This is a genomic window from Streptomyces sp. NPDC042201, from assembly GCF_055582185.1.
Genome location: NZ_JBVJDS010000001.1, coordinates 736,361 through 751,880, shown reverse-complemented (window position 1 = coordinate 751,880; position 15,520 = coordinate 736,361). Strand labels below are relative to the sequence as shown.

Below are 15,520 nucleotides of genomic sequence, written 5' to 3'. Positions count from 1 at the left end.
GCGGCGGCGTCACCCAGGCAAACTCCCGGTGTACGCCAGCGTTCCGCGAACCCATTGACTGGGGGCGCCCCTTCGCGGGCGCCCCCGCATGCCGCAGGAGAATCCCGCATGCGTATGCACCTTCGTACGGCCCTGGCCACCGCTGTGGCCGCCACGCTGACCGGTGGGCTGCTGGTCGCCGGTCAGGGCATGGCCACCGCCGCGCCCTCCGGGCTCCAGGGCGACTTCAACGGCGACGGCTACCGCGACCTCGCCATCAGCGCCGCGCGCGCCACCGTGAACGGAAAGGCCGAGGCGGGCGCGGTCAGCGTTTTCTACGGATCGGCCTCCGGCGCGGGCGCGGCCAGGATCCAGACGATCACCCAGGAGACCGCCGGTATCCCCGGCAGCGCCGAGAAGGGTGACATCTTTGGCGGGCACACCGCCGTGGGTGACTTCAACGACGACGGTTACGCCGACCTCGCGATCGGTGTGGCGAGCGAGGACGTCGGCACGGACGTGGACGGTGGCACCGCCATCGTCGTCTTCGGCGCCGCGGGCGGCCTGTCCGGCGCCGCGACGGTCTCCGACCCGTCCCCTTCCAGCCACGACAAATTCGGCCGTGCCCTGGCCGCCGGCGACTTCAACGGCGACGGCAAGGACGACCTGGCCGTCGCCTCCGACATCAACAAGATTGACATCTTCAAGGGCGGCTTCACCAAGACCGGCGGAAACGGAGGCCGTTACACGGTGACCCCGGCCATCCTCGCCGTTCCGGGACCGGACATCTTCAACCTCACCGCCGGCAACGTCAACGGCGACGCCCGTACGGACCTGATCGTCGACGGGTACGAGGGCGACAGCAGCGGCGACTACTCCTGGAACGCCAACTACTACCTGCCGGGCAGCGCCTCCGGCATCACCACCACCGGCTCCCGCAAGCTGCCCGCCGGCATCATCACCGACATCGGTGACACCAACGGCGACGGCTACGGCGACATCGTCGTCGGCAACAGCTGGGACGTGTCCGCCGACAGCCCCGGCCGTTCCAAGGGCGGCGCGGTCGACGTCGTCTACGGCACGCCCAGCGGCCCCACCGGGGGCGTGTTCACCATCGACCAGAATTCCCCGGGCGTCCCCGGCAGCAACGAGACGGGTGACAGCTTCGGCCACGAGCTGTCGCTGGGCGACATCAACGGCGACGGTCTCCAGGACCTCGCCATCGGCTCGCCCGGCGAGGACATCGGCACCGTCAAGGACGCCGGCATGGTCTCGGTGCTCTACGGCACTCCGAACGGGTTCTTCTCGGCGACCGGACTGGCGATCGAGCAGGAGACCACGGGTGTACCCGGTAGCGGCGAGACCGGCGACGGGTTCGGCGGCGAGGTGTTCCTGTCCGACGTGACCGGCGACGGCAGGGCCGACCTCACCGTCGGTGTCCCGGGCGAGAACGCCTTCGACGGCAACGTGGTCGCGTTCCGCTCGAACGGCTCCACCATGTCCACCACCGGTATCGCATACGGCCTCACCGCCACGAAGATCTCCTCGGCGGGCCAGCCGATGCTGGGCATCAACATCTCGGGCTGATCCCCCCTCGGCGGGCGAAGCCCCGCCGCACACCCGCTCGTGCCCCGTCCGGGCCCACGAGGATCGCCCGGACGGGGCACGAGCGGGGATACAGTCCACGAGCTGCTTGAGCCGCTTGTCGAACTCCTCCTCGCCATCCGGGGTGAACCTCGCGAGCGCGATGAACGCCGTTACGGCGACGTCCGCGAGCTCCCTCCCCACGTCCTCCCAGGAGGAGGACTGTCCCCCCTGCGGGTTCGCGCCGAGCGCCCCGTGCAATGCCTCGGGCAACTCCCCGGACTCCTTGCCGGACTTGAGCAGCACTCGCAGAAGTGCGCACTCCTTCTCAGCCTGCTCCCCGGCCTCGTCCTCCAGCCACTGGCGGATGCGGGTGATCCGATCCCAGGTGCTCACGTCCATCAAGTTCTCCAGGTGTACGGGGGTCTGATCAGTCAGCTCGCCGTGTCGGCGACCTTGCCCAGCAGGGCGGCGCCGGCCGGGATGTCGTGGCTGAGCCGGACAGCGTGATGCGGCAGCGCGGCGAGACGAGACGCCACCTCCATACAAACGCTCTCCCGGCCGCCACCATCGACGACCTGGGCCAGCTCGAAAACGTCCGGGTAACGGTCCTCCGTGGCACCGGACATGAAGTCCGCCGCTCCCAGCGTCCGGGCCCCGTTGATGACGTCGGGCGCCGCGTCGGCATCGACCTGGGGGAACAGCAGGGCTCCGGCCCGCCCTCCGGAGGCGAGGGGAACATCGAAGAGCGCGGGGAACTGGTCCGGGAAGACCTGGACCTTCCGCTCCTTGCCCTTGCCGTCCCACAGTGGCGCGTGACTGCCGGCCAGAAGGGCCGCAGTCACGGCCGCGTGCTGTGTGGGGTGGAAGTTGCCGCCCGCCCGCAGGTGGCCCCGCGCGATGGTGGAGGCCAGGGGAATGGGCTGGTGAGGGGCCGACCGTTCACCCGAATGGGGGCTGGACAGTCGGGCGTGTGTGAGTCGGGCCAGCAGCCGGAGAACGGCGAGCATGGCCACGGTCGGTACGGGCCCGGGAGCCGCGGAATCGGGTACGTTTCCCCGGCTCCCACCGGGGCCGACCAGCCGGAGCGCCGGGCGGTCGGTCGGGTCGGTGGACGGGGTGCGACGCGGGTCGTCGCGCTGGTCAGCGCCTGCGGAGTCCGGGGTGTTCGTGAACACGCTCAGTGTTCACGGGCCCGCTCGCGCTGTTCATGGCGTGAGCGCTCGGGGCGTTCACGGCGTTCAGGGGGCCGCTCACGGTATCCACAGTGGGGGTGCGGGCGGCGAGGATGAGCGCGAGCGTGGGGGGCAGGTGGTCGGCCTTGGCCTGGTTGCAGGGCTCGCAGGCCAGAACGAGGTTCCGGGGCCTGTTCATGGGCCAGAGACAGTAGGGGATGTAGTGGTCCAGAGTCGCGTCGGCCAGGTCGGAGGCGAAGGGGTGGGCGCAGTAGTGGCAGTGGCGTCCGTCCCGGCCCGCGATGTAGTCGCGGATTTGGCGGCGCGCGTCGCCGACCAGGACGGGCTTGGCCGTGCGCCTGATCCGACGTACGGCGACCGTGGCCTAGGCGGCCAGATCCTTGGTTCCGCGGTCGACGCTCCCCGCGGTCATCCACTCCGACCCCTCGACTAGCTTCTCGATTGGGCGGGAGATCGGGCCGCGCGCCAGGGGCCCTTAGGCCCCCCTTCCCCCTCTCAGGTCCGCTACAGCCGCTACTCCGCTACATTGCAGGTCAGGGGCATGTTTTCCGTAGCGGATGGGTGTCGTGTAGCGGCTAGCTCCCGCTACCGGGCCTGCTTCGGTGACGGATTGTGAGCATGAGGCAGGCTCGGGCGACGGCCGGTCTCCATCTATCCTCCCCGCTTGGAAGGCTTCACTTCCCTCTCCTGAGAGTCCGCCACGTCCGCCATGTCCGCCACGCCGCCACAGTGCAGGTCAGGGGCTCGGATGTGTGGCGGATGCCGGTCGTGTGGCGGATAGCTCCCGCCACACGACCGGTACGGGTCAGGACGGAAGGAGCAGGAAGGACCGCCCTGCCGGGCGGACGACTCTCAGGCGCCCACAGCGAGAGCTCCCAGCGGCCCATGGGCGCCTGCGGGAGCGGACACGGCCAGCACCAGGGCGACGACCGAAGAGACCACCCCCCTTCCCACTGAAGAGCCTCCTGTGACGAACCGTGCAGGGGGCAGTTCGGCGGGGGCGCGACCCGGTCGGGTTGAACTGCCTGTTAATTGGCCCCGGAGTCCTAGAACAGACACCAGCAAGGTCGCTGGGCGATGCGGTCACGACGCGTAGCCCTGACCACCGCTCGCCCGAGCAAGCGCGGATGCACCGACCGCACCTTGTGCGTTTGAAGGTGGTGGATCCACATGCGCCCGTCAGTGTCCCTAAACGACACCAGCAGTGCCCAGATCCGCTTGCCCTTGCCGTCTTCGGCAAGGTCCAGCGTCTTCTCCTCCCCCGGGCCCAGAACCCGGAAGAGAGGCCAGCTCAGGGTTCCGGTGGTGTTGCCGGTGTGCACGGAGGCGTCGTAGACCGGGCGCTCGCCGGTGTTGCGAACCGTCAGCTTCTCCTCATCGCCGTTGGCTGGTATGCCCAGGGCGCACACGATGCGGTCGGCGTCCTTGCAGCGCTCCTTGCGCCGGTCGCGCAGGATGATCCACATCGTAGCGACGAGGGCGCCGGTGCTTCCGATCGCGCTGAACCAGGCGGGCAACGTGCCCCAGTCAACGACTCCGGCGGTGGCCTGGCATTCCTTGGCAATGCTCATAGGCTCAGCATGCAGAGGGTGATCACACACTAGGGGGCGGCTTGAGGGGAATCTGAGCTGGCATGGCCGGACCGCGAGGTCCCGACCGTCACTTTGCGCCTCGGGTCAGAGATAGGGGTCCGGGGCCTAATTGGGGGGACTCGGGGGCGCGTTCACGCCGTGCGGGTCGGTTGTGGGCGGTCGACCAGTTCAGGGCGCTGGTGATGCCGGGCGTGCACTTGCTTTCCCGCAGACCGGCCGCCATCCCCTGCTTAAGAGATTCTTCCCCCTTGCGTCGCCTAGCGCCGACCACCGGGCCGGACCCTCTGCCGGCGGGTCGGTTCGAGAGGGGTGACCGATCCCCCTGCTAGACGCTAGTTCCCTGCTCATGGCCCACGTGTGCCGCTAGTGGAGGTGCTAGACCTAGCAGGGGGGGGTGCTAGGCCTAGCAGTGCGCGTCGCGTGGAGGCACTGCCTGGGGGTGCGAGGGGGATCCCTGCCAGTGCGGGAGGGCTTCACCGCGGGGAGGCATTTCAGTGGAGAGGAGGGGGAGGGACCTGGCCGCCCCCGGGTAAAAGCCGTCGTTCGCTTCCGCAGGCGCCTGCGGGCCTCTGGGAGCTCCCACCGTGCGCGCCTCAAAAGCCGTGCCCGGCGGGCGGTCCTTCTTGTTCTTGGTCCTGGAGCCGCGCCGGTCGTGTGGCGGAAGCTATCCGCCACACGACCGGGCATCCGCCACACATCCGAGCCCCTGACCTGCACTGTGGCGGCGTGGCGGACGTGGCGGATCCTCAGAGGGAGGGGAAGCGAGTAGCGGCAGCCATCCACTACCGCTACCCCTATCCGCTACCTCGATCATGCCCCTGACCTGCACGGTAGCGGCGGTAGCGCACCCGACAGGAGGGGGAGGGGCCTCCCGCCGGGCCCATGTCGGCCGCGCCGGGACAGCGAGCCTTCCAATGGAGGACGGGAGGGGCGGACCGACCGTCTCCGACCCTGTCCCGTTGTCGCAATCCGTCACCGAAGTCGGGGCCGGTAGAGGAACCTATCCGCTACACGACACCCATCCGCTACAGATAACCCGCCCCTGACCTGTGATGTAGCGGCGTAGCGGCTGTAGCGGACCTCAGAGGGGGAGGAAAAAGAAACACGCCACGTGACATCCGACGGCCCAGCTACGGCCTTTGGTAATGAAAGCCATTACCAAGGGGGTCCATGCGCCCACGGCCTCTGGGAGCTCCCACCGCAGGCGCCCAATGTCGCCCCGCCCGGCGGGCGGTCCTTTCAGCCTGTCGCCTGGACCCGATCCAGGGCCCTGTGGGAGCCGTCTGTTGCCTGTACCCCCCTCCTGACCTGGGGGCTGCAGGCAACAGACAGGCGACAGGCAACAGGCGCACTACAGGTGAGACAACAGGTCCGGCACGCGCCCACGAGCCTCAGGGAGCCCCGACCGTGGGCACCCGAGAGTCGTCCGGCCGACAGGGCGGTCCTTCCTGCTCTTGAGCTCTGGCGCGCAGGGAGTTTCGTTATGCATTTCGTTACGTGGGTCTCGCACGTCGCGTATCAGAGGCAGGGTGTCAGGCTCGGTGTCACGAGCCCTGTCAGGGTGTGTGGCACCTTCTCCCGCCTAGGGGTCTGGGTGTCACGGTCCCGTGACGGTGTCAGGTGTCACGCGGTGTCAGAGCGAGGTCCGTTCACAGCTGGCTTGTCGCTTGTCGCCAACCCCACCTGAGAACGCGCACGGAAGATGCTGGAGCCCCCGGAACGGGCTTGTGACCTGCGATTCGACAAGCGACGAGCCAGACGACAAGGGACGCGACAAGGGAGGGAGGCACTGACAGAGGAGCGAAACGGCGCCCTGGGGCCGTTCTGGACCCCTTCCCGAAGAAGCCTCCTCACCTCCCTAACCGGCGGTTACCCCGGGCCAGTACGGAGAGGCAGGGCAGGGAGGCGGACAGGGAGTTTTCCCTGCCTCCCTCGAACCTCCCTGCCTGCCTCCCTGCCCCTGAAACCGCCTTTATGGCGCGGCCGGCACGAGACCGCCATACCCCCTCTACCCCCATTACCTTCCAGGTCAGACCCCCCTACCACCTCCCTCTATCGAGGTAAAGGCCCCCCTCTACCGGCCGCGCCGACCGGACCACGCTTCCAGTGGCACGGGCGGGGGTGCGGCGGGGCGTCGGGTAGAGGGGGAGGGCTCTACCTGGCCCCGGATTCGGGGATGCGGTGTGCGCGCGGCTGAGTGTCTAACTGCGCTACAACGGCGACGTACTGACGCGAACAGCCACGGACGTTCAGGAACTGTCGTGCCTGGTCAACATCATCTTTCTCGGGCCTCGGACGGTCGGTCGAATTGCTTCGGGACGAAGAGGTCGTGGGTTCAAATCCCGCCACCCCGACAGCAGAAACACCAGCTCAGGGGCTTGATCTGTGTCGCGGGTCAAGCTCTTCCTTCGTTTCGGGCGGTCGTTGGAGAGAAATCAGGGGGAAGGTCAGGGTGCTGACAAGATCCCCAGATGCAGACGGATGCGTGGCTCAACCAGGACGACCACTTCGCGCCGGGCCGGGTGTTGTTCCGCTCTGATCGGGCGTTCAAGGTCTGGGCCTATTCACTCAGTCACAGCCAGCTCCTGCTGCGCAGCGCACCCGTCGACGGTGGCCCAAGGATCGATGTGCTCTTCAAGCCTGTCGAGGCGATACGAACAGGGATGGTCTACGACGGCCTCGTCATCCGGTGCGCCACGGACGAGGAGCGCACCCGCATCGTGGCGGATACGGGCAAGTTCGGCCGCAACGAGCGCGTCCACTTTCTGGAGACCTCGGACGGCCGCACGGACTACGTGATCTCCGGCGCCGTCGGCTGGGCCACCGACAACGAAGACCCTCGCGCCCCGAGCCGCCTCGCCTCCTTCGCCCCTGCCACCGATCCGGCGCGCATCCTGCCGACGGACGCGTCGTGACCGATCTCCCTCAGGCGCTGACCGCCTGGTTCGCCGAGCACGCGGCGGATCTCAAGGCGGAGGAAGGGATCAGCTGCGACCTCGGCAGGTCTCCGGACGACGGCCGTGACAAGGCCAGCGTCTGGCTGACCCTGGAGTCAGAGACCCGCCTGGCCGCGGTCACGGTCTGGGACAGCGGCGAAGCGGAACTGGACTATGCCGACGTCGCAAGTGGTCAGGTCCACCCTGAGCATCGCGACCTACAAACCCACGCAGATCTCGCCAACGCGATGGCAGCGCTCGTGGACTGGATGCGACCGCCGAAGTCCGTGTGACTCGCCGCATCGCGCCCACGCCCGCCGACCAGTTCAGGGGGTGGGGTGGCGTTGGGTGCGGAGGGTTTCCAGGAGGCGGAGCCAGGTCTCGCTTGCGGTGGGGTAGCTGGGGACGACGTGCCAGAGCGTGGGCACCGGTATGCGCGCGACGATGGCCATCGTCGCGGAGTGGACGAGCTCCGCGATGCCGGCTCCGACGAACGTCGCTCCCACGATGGTGTCCGTCGCCCGGTCGACGACCAGCTTGGCGCGGCCGATGTAGTCGTCGCTCAGTACATACGTGCCGGCGAGAGCGGCCATGTCGTACTCGACCGTCTCGACGTCGATACCCGCGGCGCGCGCTTGCGTCTCGGTCAGGCCGGCCGAGCCGACCTCCGGATCGGTGAAGGTCACCTGCGGCAGACCGCGGTGCCCGGCCGCGGCGTTCAGCCAGCTCTCGTCCCCGCCGGGCGGCGGCCGTCCCGTGGCATGCGCCGCGATCACCTCGCCCGCCACCCGCGCCTGGTACTTGCCCATGTGGGTCAGCAGCGCCCGCCCGCAGACGTCGCCGACGGCGTAGAGCCACTGCCCGTCCACGCCGCGCACGCACTGCTGGTCGTCGACCTCTACGTACCCACCGTCGGGACAACCCACGGAGGACAGACCTATGTTCTCGGTGTGCGGCTTACGCCCGGTGGCCACGACCAACTCGTCGGCGAGCAGGGTGGTGCCGTCGTCCAGCAGCGCGGTGATCTCTCCGCCGTGCGGCAGCCCGACTCCCGTCTGCCGAGGGGTCGTCGCGTTGTACGCGGGTGATCGTCCTGCCCGCGAACAGGCGTACGCCCGCGGCCTGGAGGCGGTCGCCGACCAGCTGTCCGGCGAACGGTTCGGAGTGGGGCAGCAGTTGCTCGCGCCGGTACACCAGGTCCACTTCCTCGACGCCCAGTCCGCGGAGCCAGGTCGCCGACTCGCAGGCGACCACTCCCCCGCCCAGGATGATCACGCGTCGTGGCACCTGGTGCAGGTTGGTGACGTCGCGAGAGGTCCAGGGAAGTGCATCGGCCAGACCCTGGATCGGCGGAATCTTGGTGGAGGATCCGGTGTCGATCACCACCGCCTGCCCGGCCGTCAGGGTCCGCGTACGGCCCTCGGCCGTGGCCACCTCCACGGTCCGCTCCCCCGCGAGCCGCCCGTACCCACGCACCACGTCGATCCCCGTGTCGAGCGCCCACCGTATCTGCGAGGTGTCGTCCAGGCCGTTCACGACGACGTCCCGCCTGGCCAGCGCGGCCGGTACGTCGAGTCCCGCGCCCTCGACCAGGGAGGCCACCCCGGGCGCGTGACGTGCGCTGCCGAGGACTTCGACGGGGCGCAGCAGAGCCTTGCTGGGCATACAGGCCCAGTACGAGCATTCGCCACCCAGCAATTGCGCCTCGACCAGGACCGCGTCCAGCCCTGAGAACTGTGTCGCGTACTGGGCCACATTCTCACCCGCCGCGGCGCCGCCCAGGACAATGACGTCCCATTCCGAGCGGTCGGGATCAACAGACGCCGTCATCAGCCCCAGCCCTTTCCGTCAGCGAGCCTTGGGGGAAGGCGGTCAGCGCACCCGGCTCATGAAGTCGTGGATGTAGTCGCTGATTTCTTCCCCGTGGGTCTCCAGCGCGAAATGCCCGGTGTCGAGCAGGTGGAATTCGCCTTCCGGCAGGTCACGTCGGTACGCCTCGGCCCCTGCCGCGTTGAATATTTCGTCGTTCTTGCCCCAGGTGACGAGCAGCGGAGGCTGGTGCTTCCTGAAGTACTCCTGGAATACGGGGTAACCGTCCAGATTGAACTGGTAGTCCCAGAAGAGCTGCAGTTGGATCGCGTCGTTGCCCGGCCTGTCCAAGCCCGCCTGGTCCATGAGCCACGCATCGGGTGCGATCCGGTCGAGCCGGTCTGCGGGCACGCCGTGGGTGTACTGCCAGCGCGTCGTATCGAGCGTGAAGACCTTACGGACTGCCTCTTCGTTCGCCGCACGGTCCTTGGCGTGCGCAAACAGGAGATCCCAGAAGGGAGTGAAGCCCTCCATGTAGGCGTTTCCACTCTGGGTTATCAGCGCGGTCACGCGTTCGGGATGACGGCTGGCGATGCGCAGACCGATCGGGGCCCCGTAGTCGTGGATATAGAGAGCGAAATGATCGATACCGAGCTGGTCTATGAGTCCTTCGGTGATCTGCGTCAGCCTGTCGAAGCTGTATTCGAACTCAGTGACCGACGGCATGGCCGACAGACCGAAACCGATGTGATCCGGCGCTATCAGGTGATACCGGTCCCCCAAGGAGGCCAGCAGCTGACGGAACATGTGCGAACTGGAAGGAAATCCGTGCAGCAGCAGGATGGTCGGAGCGGACGGGTCGCCGGCTTCGCGGTAGAAGACTTCCAGGCCTTCGACGGTCGCCGTCCTGTAGTGAGTGACGGAATTACTCATGGTGCCTCACCTTGCGAGAACGTCGCGGGCGGATCGCCGGGGAATACCCCTCTGAGCAGGCACAACCGGCTCATGTACAGCGCAATTCCAACGAAATTCCAGCCTGCGCCTCAATCTCGCGGGCCGCAAGCCGACCCTGTTCAGTCCTGGAGCGCGGCAAAGAGGAGATTGAGCCCCTCGCTCATGGTGGGGTGCGTGATGATCATGTCTCGTAGCGCCGTGTAGGGCAGATCCGCGAGCATGGCGGTCTGTACGGTGGTCAGCGTCTCGCCCGCCTCGGCCCCGAGCAGCGCCACGCCGAGGATCCGCTCGGTGTCCCGGTCGACGACCGCCTTCCAGATCCCCTCCGTCTCCAGGGTCGTACGGGCCCGCGGAATGGCGGCCACGGGCAGCTTGGCGACGCGCACGTCGTATCCCGCCGCCCTGGCCACAGCCCGGCCGTCCGCGTCACGCTCGACGGAGGCGACGTGCCGGCCGGTATGGACCTCGACGCCCGAGGCGGTCAGCTGGGCGGTGACCGCCTCGGCGATGTCCTCGTCCTCGGCGGGCAGCAGCCGCGGCCCCGGTACGGTCACGCTGACCCGGCTGCCGAACGCCGCGAACATGTCGGCGAACTCCAGACCGACCGGGCCGCCCCCGATCACGACCAGGCTCTCCGGCAGCCGGTCGAGGCGCAGCAGGGTGTCACTGGTGAGCGCGCCGGCGTCGGCCAGCCCGGGGATTGCCGGTACGAGCGGCCGGGTACCGGTGTCGATGACCGTCTCGTCGCCGCGCAGCGTACGGGAGCCGCCGTCGTCCAGCGTCACCTCGACCGTACGGTGCGCGGTGAACCGGGCTTCTCCGAGGACCAGTTCCATTCCGGAGTCGCGGAACTGCTTCCGGTTGGTCTTGACCATGCCGTCGACCACGCCGGTCTTGTGCTCCCGCAGCAACTCGACGTCGGCCCGAGGGACTTCGGCCAGCCCGAGCCGATGCGCACGACGCAGCGTGCGCATCGCCCGGGCAGCTGACACCGAGCGATCACACTCTCAAGCCGACCCACCGGCGGCCGGTCATAAGCCATCACCACGAGCCGTACGAAGATCCGAACGCCCTGATCGTGTGGCGTTCCGCGCCCCGCCCCCGCTGGGCGCGGACTGAGGGAGCGCCGGGGGCCGGGCGGGGGTGGGGCGGGAGATGTGGAGGGGGTCAGAGGCGGGTGGGCGTGGAGACTCCGAGTGCCTTCTTGATGGAGCGGTAGCGCGCCAGCAGTACCGGCCTCGTCCAGCGCAGGGCTGCGGGGAAGTGGCTCACCATCTCCGCGTACGCCGGCGTCCGGTCCGGGTCCTCCAGGAGGCCGAGCACCAGGTGGGGGCTCGTACGCGTGACTCCTTGGACGATCGACTTCCGCAGCCTCAGGATGTCGCGGTCCGGCACGCGCGGGAACAGCTCCAGCAGCACCGGCTCCTCCTCGTCGAACTGCTTGATCAGGATGGCCTGGACCCGCTGCGCCGACGGCAGCCCGTATAGGGCCGCCTGGCCGACGATCACCAGGGACGCGGGGTGCGGCCCCACGACCTCCGGGGTGGCTATCGCATCGAGCGCCCTCGCAAGGGCGTGCAACTCGGCGTCGAGTGCCTGATGCTCGATGGTCAGCTCGTCGATTTCAGCGACCGAGTCGGGAAACAGGTCGCGCAGCACCGGCCAGAAGAGCACGTCCTCACCCGCGTGATGGCGGTGAACGAACTCGATCAGCCAGCGGGACGTGGCCACCAGCGCCCTGGCGTCGACGGGCTCACCGTCGACCAGGCGCGCGAACGACTCGCAGACCAGGGCGGTGCCCCGGCGCATGATCGTGTGAACGGCCAGCAACTCCTCGTACATGCGTGCACCCTCGGCCCGAAGCGTGGGTGAAGCAGTCATCATCTATCCCTCGAATTCGGGTAATACCATGAGCAATGAAATCAAGTTTACTGCGCCCAATGTCTGTCATAAAATGCCCTTATGTCCGGCGTCCGGCCATACCACTCCCCGCGCCGCGCCCTCACTGCGGCAGCGACCCGGCGCGACATAATGGACGCTGCGCGACGGCTTTTCCTGAAGCGCGGCTACGCGCGAGTGACCGTCGCCGATATCGCCCGCGAGGCCGGGACCGCGGTCAAGACGGTCTATGTGAGCGCCGGCGGCAGGCTGGAGATCCTGCGGGAGACCGTGCACCGAGCCGTCAAGAACTCGGGCGCTCAGGAGACCGTGAAACAGGTACGGCGCACGACGGACGCCGTCGACGCCATCGCCTTGCTGGCACACCGCACGCGCCTCGACAACGAGGAACACCGCGAGTCCATTGCCATCCTCTACAGTGCTCTACCCGTCCATGAGGCTGCGGAAGCACTCTGGGACGAGGGCACTGCCTTGTATAACTCTGCCCTGCGCGAAATCGCAGCACATCTGGACAATCTCGGCGCCCTCAGGCCCGGCACGACCGTCGACCGGTGTGCGGATGTGCTGTGGTTCTGCTTCGGCCTGGGCGCGTGGCGCACTCTTATCGACGACTGCGGCTGGAGCTGGGACCAGGCCGAGGCGGAGCTTGCCTCCATGGCCACGAAGATGCTGATCGAGGACCGATAGCGGACCGAGCTTCCGGAGTTGTCCACAGGCTCAGGGGGACGCCGACGGAATGTCAGGGGGCGAGCGCAGAATGGGGTCATGACTGAGATCACCGGTTCGACGCCGGACTCCATGCCGGAGTGGGAGAAGCGCTTCCGGGCGCCGCGGGTTTCGCTGCCCGACTGGGCGGAGGACGCGCCCGACCGGGCGCTGTTCGTGTCCAACGCGACAGGGACGTACGAGCTGTACGCGTGGGATCGCGCGACGGGCGAGCAGCGGCAGGCGACCGACCGGCCGAACGGGACGACGGACGGGGTGCTCTCGCTCGACGGCGAGTGGATCTGGTGGTTCTCGGACACGGACGGGGATGAATTCGGGGTCTGGATGCGGCAGCCGTTCACCCCTGGAGCGGACAAGCCCGCCGGACCGGACCCGCAGGGCGGTCCGGACCAGCAGGGCGGCCGGGACGGCGCCGGGGCCCCCGGCCTCGACGAGCCCGCGGCGCCGGGGCTCGATCCCTCCTATCCGGCCGGGCTCGCGCTCGGGCGGGACGGCACGGCGGTCGTCGGGCGGTCGACCGACGACGACGGATCGACGGTCCATGTCGTACGGCCGGGGGAGGCGCCCGTCGAGATCTACCGGCACCGGGAGTCGGCCGGCGTCGGTGATCTGTCGTACGACGGCGAGCTGCTCGCCATCGAGCACACCGAGCACGGGGACGCGATGCACTCGGCGGTTCGGGTGCTGCGGCTGGACGGCTCGTTGGTGGCCAACCTGGACGACACCGAGGGCGGCACGCGCGAGCTGGGCCTTGAGGTGCTGGGCTTCGCGCCGGTGGATGGAGACAGCCGGCTGCTCATCGGCCATCAGCGGCGGGGCCGTTGGGAGCCGATGATCTGGGATCCGCTGACCGGCAAGGAGACCGATCTCGCGATCGAGCTGCCCGGTGATGTCAACGCCGAGTGGTATCCGGATGGCTCGGGGCTGCTGGCCGCGCACAGCTTCGAGGCCCGTAGCGAGCTCTGGCGGTACGACTTCGCCAAGGGCGCGCTGATCGCGGTGGACACCCCGGCCGGGACGGTATCGGGGGCGACAGCCAGGCCGGACGGGAGCGTGGAGTATCTGTGGTCGTCGGCCGCGCGGCCGCCGGTGGTGCGTTCCACGGCCGGCCGGGTGGTGCTCGACCCGCCGGGGCCGAAGGCGCCCGCCTCGGTGCCGGTGGAGGACGCGTGGGTCGAGAGCCCGGGCGGCCGTGTCCACGCACTGGTGCAGCGGCCCGCGGGTGAAGGCCCGTTCCCGACGGTCTTCGAGATCCACGGCGGGCCGACGTGGCACGACAGCGACGCGTTCGCGGCGGGCCCTGCCGCGTGGGTCGACCACGGGTACGCGGTCGTACGGGTCAACTACCGCGGCTCCACCGGGTACGGACGGGAGTGGACGGACGCGCTCAAGCACCGGGTCGGGCTGATCGAGCTGGAGGACATCGCGGCGGTCCGCGAGTGGGCGGTGACCTCCGGGCTGGCCGACCCGGCGAAGCTGGTTCTCGCGGGCGGGTCCTGGGGCGGCTATCTGACCCTGCTCGGCCTCGGCACCCAGCCGGAGGCCTGGGCCCTGGGGCTCGCGGCGGTGCCGGTCGCCGACTACGTGACGGCGTACCACGACGAGATGGAAGCCCTCAAGGCGATGGACCGCACCCTGCTGGGCGGCACACCGGAGGAGGTGCCCGAGCGCTTCGAGGCGTCGTCCCCCCTGACGTACGTCGACGCGGTACGGGCCCCGGTCTATATCTCGGCCGGTGTCAACGACCCCCGTTGCCCGATCCGCCAGGTGGAGAACTACGTGGAGCGCCTGACGGCCCGGGGCGCGACGCACGAGGTGTACAGGTACGACGCGGGCCACGGCTCGCTGGTGGTGGAGGAGCGCATCAAGCAGGTCCGGCTGGAGCTGGACTTCGCGGCGAGGCACCTGGGCTGAACGAGGCGCCTGGGTCAGACCAGGCGTCTGCCCCGGGGCGGCAGCCGAGGGAGGAGGGGGCGGGCCGGGGCCCCGCGGCCGAGTCGCGGGGCCGCGTTCCGTACCGTGGAGGGGTGTACCGGTTCCTGGTGACTCCACGCTGGTGGGGGATCAATGTCTTCGTCGTGCTGGCGATTCCCTTTTGCATCTTTATGGGGACGTGGCAGCTCGGGCGCTTCGAGGACCGTGTCGACTCGCACAAGGCCGCCGAGGAGCGGCCGGATCCGGGGAAGCGGGCCGCGGTGGCGGTGGAGACCCTGCTCCCGGTCGATCAGGAGACATCCGGGCGGCACGCGACGGCGAGCGGCCGGTACGGCGATCAGTTCCTGGTGCCCGACCGGGAGCTGGACGGCAAGAACGGCTCGTATGTCCTGACCATGCTGCGTACCGACGGCGGCCAGGCGCTGCCGGTGGTGCGTGGATGGCTGGCCCCCGGCAAGAAAGCACCCGCGCCGCCCGCGGGCGAGGTCACCGTGACCGGATCCCTTCAGGCGTCCGAGTCCACCGGGTCCGACGGGGTGCGGGCGGGCGGCGGGCTGCCGCAGGGGCAGCTGGGCATGATCAGCGCCGCGTCGCTGGTCAACCTCGTGCCGTACGGGGTGTACGACGCCTGGATCACCGTCAGCGAGGCGTCGGACGGGCTGCGGGCCGTGCCCGCGGCCGCGCCGCAGAACACCGGGCTCGACCTCAAGGCGTTCCAGAACCTCGGTTACACCGGTGAGTGGTTCGTCTTCGCCGGCTTCGTGGTCTTCATGTGGTTCCGGCTGTACCGGCGCGAGGCCGAAGCGGTCAAGGATCGGGCACTGGGACTGGAGACCGCCGCCTAGGCCCTGTCCGGTCGCGGCATGGGGCGGGTACCTTCGGCCCCCGCCCCGCTACAGCACCCCGCTAC

The 15,520-nt window shown here is 68.9% G+C and carries 14 protein-coding genes; 6 read left to right on the top strand and 8 right to left on the bottom strand.

Features of this window, described 5'->3' with window-relative positions; translation table 11 throughout:
- The first annotated feature begins 108 nt into the window (after positions 1 to 108).
- The gene (locus ACZ6MZ_RS03255) at positions 109 to 1,566 is read left to right on the top strand and encodes an FG-GAP-like repeat-containing protein (RefSeq protein WP_469349495.1); all 1,458 of its coding nucleotides are present in this window, start codon (positions 109 to 111) and stop codon (positions 1,564 to 1,566) included.
- A gap of 431 nt (positions 1,567 to 1,997) precedes the next feature.
- Here the strand turns inward: ACZ6MZ_RS03255 and ACZ6MZ_RS03250 are convergent, their stop codons facing one another.
- The 3 genes from ACZ6MZ_RS03250 to ACZ6MZ_RS03240 form a co-directional block, all read right to left on the bottom strand.
- Positions 1,998 to 2,741 carry a hypothetical protein gene (locus ACZ6MZ_RS03250; RefSeq protein WP_469349493.1) on the bottom strand — a complete coding sequence of 248 codons (744 nt, stop codon included), beginning with the start codon at positions 2,739 to 2,741 and terminating at the stop codon, positions 1,998 to 2,000.
- Positions 2,707 to 3,042 carry an HNH endonuclease gene (locus ACZ6MZ_RS03245; RefSeq protein WP_469349645.1) on the bottom strand — a complete coding sequence of 112 codons (336 nt, stop codon included), beginning with the start codon at positions 3,040 to 3,042 and terminating at the stop codon, positions 2,707 to 2,709. Before ACZ6MZ_RS03245 ends, ACZ6MZ_RS03250 begins: the two co-directional genes overlap by 35 nt.
- A 763-nt stretch (positions 3,043 to 3,805) precedes the next feature.
- On the bottom strand, positions 3,806 to 4,330 hold the full coding sequence (locus ACZ6MZ_RS03240; RefSeq protein WP_469349491.1) for a hypothetical protein: 525 nt from the start codon (positions 4,328 to 4,330) through the stop codon (positions 3,806 to 3,808).
- Positions 4,331 to 6,822: 2,492 nt separating this feature from the next.
- Here ACZ6MZ_RS03240 and ACZ6MZ_RS03235 point away from each other — a divergent pair.
- The gene (locus ACZ6MZ_RS03235) at positions 6,823 to 7,266 is read left to right on the top strand and encodes a hypothetical protein (RefSeq protein ID WP_389790002.1); all 444 of its coding nucleotides are present in this window, start codon (positions 6,823 to 6,825) and stop codon (positions 7,264 to 7,266) included.
- Positions 7,263 to 7,580: an immunity protein TriTu family protein gene (locus ACZ6MZ_RS03230; protein WP_469349489.1), complete on the top strand. Its 318-nt coding sequence runs from the start codon at positions 7,263 to 7,265 to the stop codon at positions 7,578 to 7,580. The genes ACZ6MZ_RS03235 and ACZ6MZ_RS03230 overlap by 4 nt, the downstream gene beginning before the upstream one ends.
- 33 nt (positions 7,581 to 7,613) lie before the next feature.
- Here ACZ6MZ_RS03230 and ACZ6MZ_RS03225 read toward each other — a convergent pair whose 3' ends face one another.
- The 5 genes from ACZ6MZ_RS03225 to ACZ6MZ_RS03205 all read right to left on the bottom strand — a co-directional run bounded on the left by ACZ6MZ_RS03225 (position 7,614) and on the right by ACZ6MZ_RS03205 (position 11,892).
- A complete protein-coding gene (locus ACZ6MZ_RS03225) occupies positions 7,614 to 8,261 on the bottom strand; it encodes a hypothetical protein (protein WP_469349488.1) in 648 nt (215 codons plus the stop codon).
- Positions 8,245 to 9,117 carry an FAD-dependent oxidoreductase gene (locus ACZ6MZ_RS03220; RefSeq protein WP_469349486.1) on the bottom strand — a complete coding sequence of 291 codons (873 nt, stop codon included), beginning with the start codon at positions 9,115 to 9,117 and terminating at the stop codon, positions 8,245 to 8,247. Before ACZ6MZ_RS03220 ends, ACZ6MZ_RS03225 begins: the two co-directional genes overlap by 17 nt.
- Positions 9,118 to 9,159: 42 nt before the next feature.
- Entirely contained in the window at positions 9,160 to 10,029 is an 870-nt protein-coding gene (locus tag ACZ6MZ_RS03215; RefSeq protein WP_469349484.1) for an alpha/beta fold hydrolase, read from the bottom strand.
- Positions 10,030 to 10,169: 140 nt separating this feature from the next.
- A complete protein-coding gene (locus ACZ6MZ_RS03210) occupies positions 10,170 to 11,042 on the bottom strand; it encodes an FAD-dependent oxidoreductase (RefSeq protein ID WP_469349482.1) in 873 nt (290 codons plus the stop codon).
- Positions 11,043 to 11,217: 175 nt separating this feature from the next.
- Positions 11,218 to 11,892: a hemerythrin domain-containing protein gene (locus ACZ6MZ_RS03205; protein ID WP_469349481.1), complete on the bottom strand. Its 675-nt coding sequence runs from the start codon at positions 11,890 to 11,892 to the stop codon at positions 11,218 to 11,220.
- Between the two features lie 189 nt (positions 11,893 to 12,081).
- On the opposite strand from ACZ6MZ_RS03205, the gene ACZ6MZ_RS03200 reads away from it, so the two are divergent.
- The 3 genes from ACZ6MZ_RS03200 to ACZ6MZ_RS03190 all read left to right on the top strand — a co-directional run bounded on the left by ACZ6MZ_RS03200 (position 12,082) and on the right by ACZ6MZ_RS03190 (position 15,455).
- On the top strand, positions 12,082 to 12,636 hold the full coding sequence (locus tag ACZ6MZ_RS03200) for a TetR/AcrR family transcriptional regulator (protein ID WP_389789986.1): 555 nt from the start codon (positions 12,082 to 12,084) through the stop codon (positions 12,634 to 12,636).
- 78 nt (positions 12,637 to 12,714) lie between these two features.
- Positions 12,715 to 14,589: a S9 family peptidase gene (locus ACZ6MZ_RS03195; protein ID WP_469349479.1), complete on the top strand. Its 1,875-nt coding sequence runs from the start codon at positions 12,715 to 12,717 to the stop codon at positions 14,587 to 14,589.
- A gap of 113 nt (positions 14,590 to 14,702) precedes the next feature.
- Positions 14,703 to 15,455, top strand: coding sequence for an SURF1 family protein (locus ACZ6MZ_RS03190; RefSeq protein ID WP_469349477.1), 753 nt, complete (start codon positions 14,703 to 14,705; stop codon positions 15,453 to 15,455).
- Positions 15,456 to 15,520: the final 65 nt, after the last annotated feature.

Excerpts from the sequence above, each read along its gene's own strand:
- ACZ6MZ_RS03255 (WP_469349495.1), top strand. The coding sequence starts at position 109 with ATGCGTATGCACCTTCGTACGGCCCTGGCCACCGCTGTGGCCGCCACG.
- ACZ6MZ_RS03235 (WP_389790002.1), top strand. The coding sequence starts at position 6,823 with ATGCAGACGGATGCGTGGCTCAACCAGGACGACCACTTCGCGCCGGGC.
- ACZ6MZ_RS03215 (WP_469349484.1), bottom strand. The coding sequence starts at position 10,029 with ATGAGTAATTCCGTCACTCACTACAGGACGGCGACCGTCGAAGGCCTG.
- ACZ6MZ_RS03195 (WP_469349479.1), top strand. The coding sequence starts at position 12,715 with ATGACTGAGATCACCGGTTCGACGCCGGACTCCATGCCGGAGTGGGAG.
- ACZ6MZ_RS03220 (WP_469349486.1), bottom strand. The coding sequence starts at position 9,117 with ATGACGGCGTCTGTTGATCCCGACCGCTCGGAATGGGACGTCATTGTC.
- ACZ6MZ_RS03205 (WP_469349481.1), bottom strand. The coding sequence starts at position 11,892 with ATGTACGAGGAGTTGCTGGCCGTTCACACGATCATGCGCCGGGGCACC.
- ACZ6MZ_RS03240 (WP_469349491.1), bottom strand. The coding sequence starts at position 4,330 with ATGAGCATTGCCAAGGAATGCCAGGCCACCGCCGGAGTCGTTGACTGG.
- ACZ6MZ_RS03200 (WP_389789986.1), top strand. The coding sequence starts at position 12,082 with ATGGACGCTGCGCGACGGCTTTTCCTGAAGCGCGGCTACGCGCGAGTG.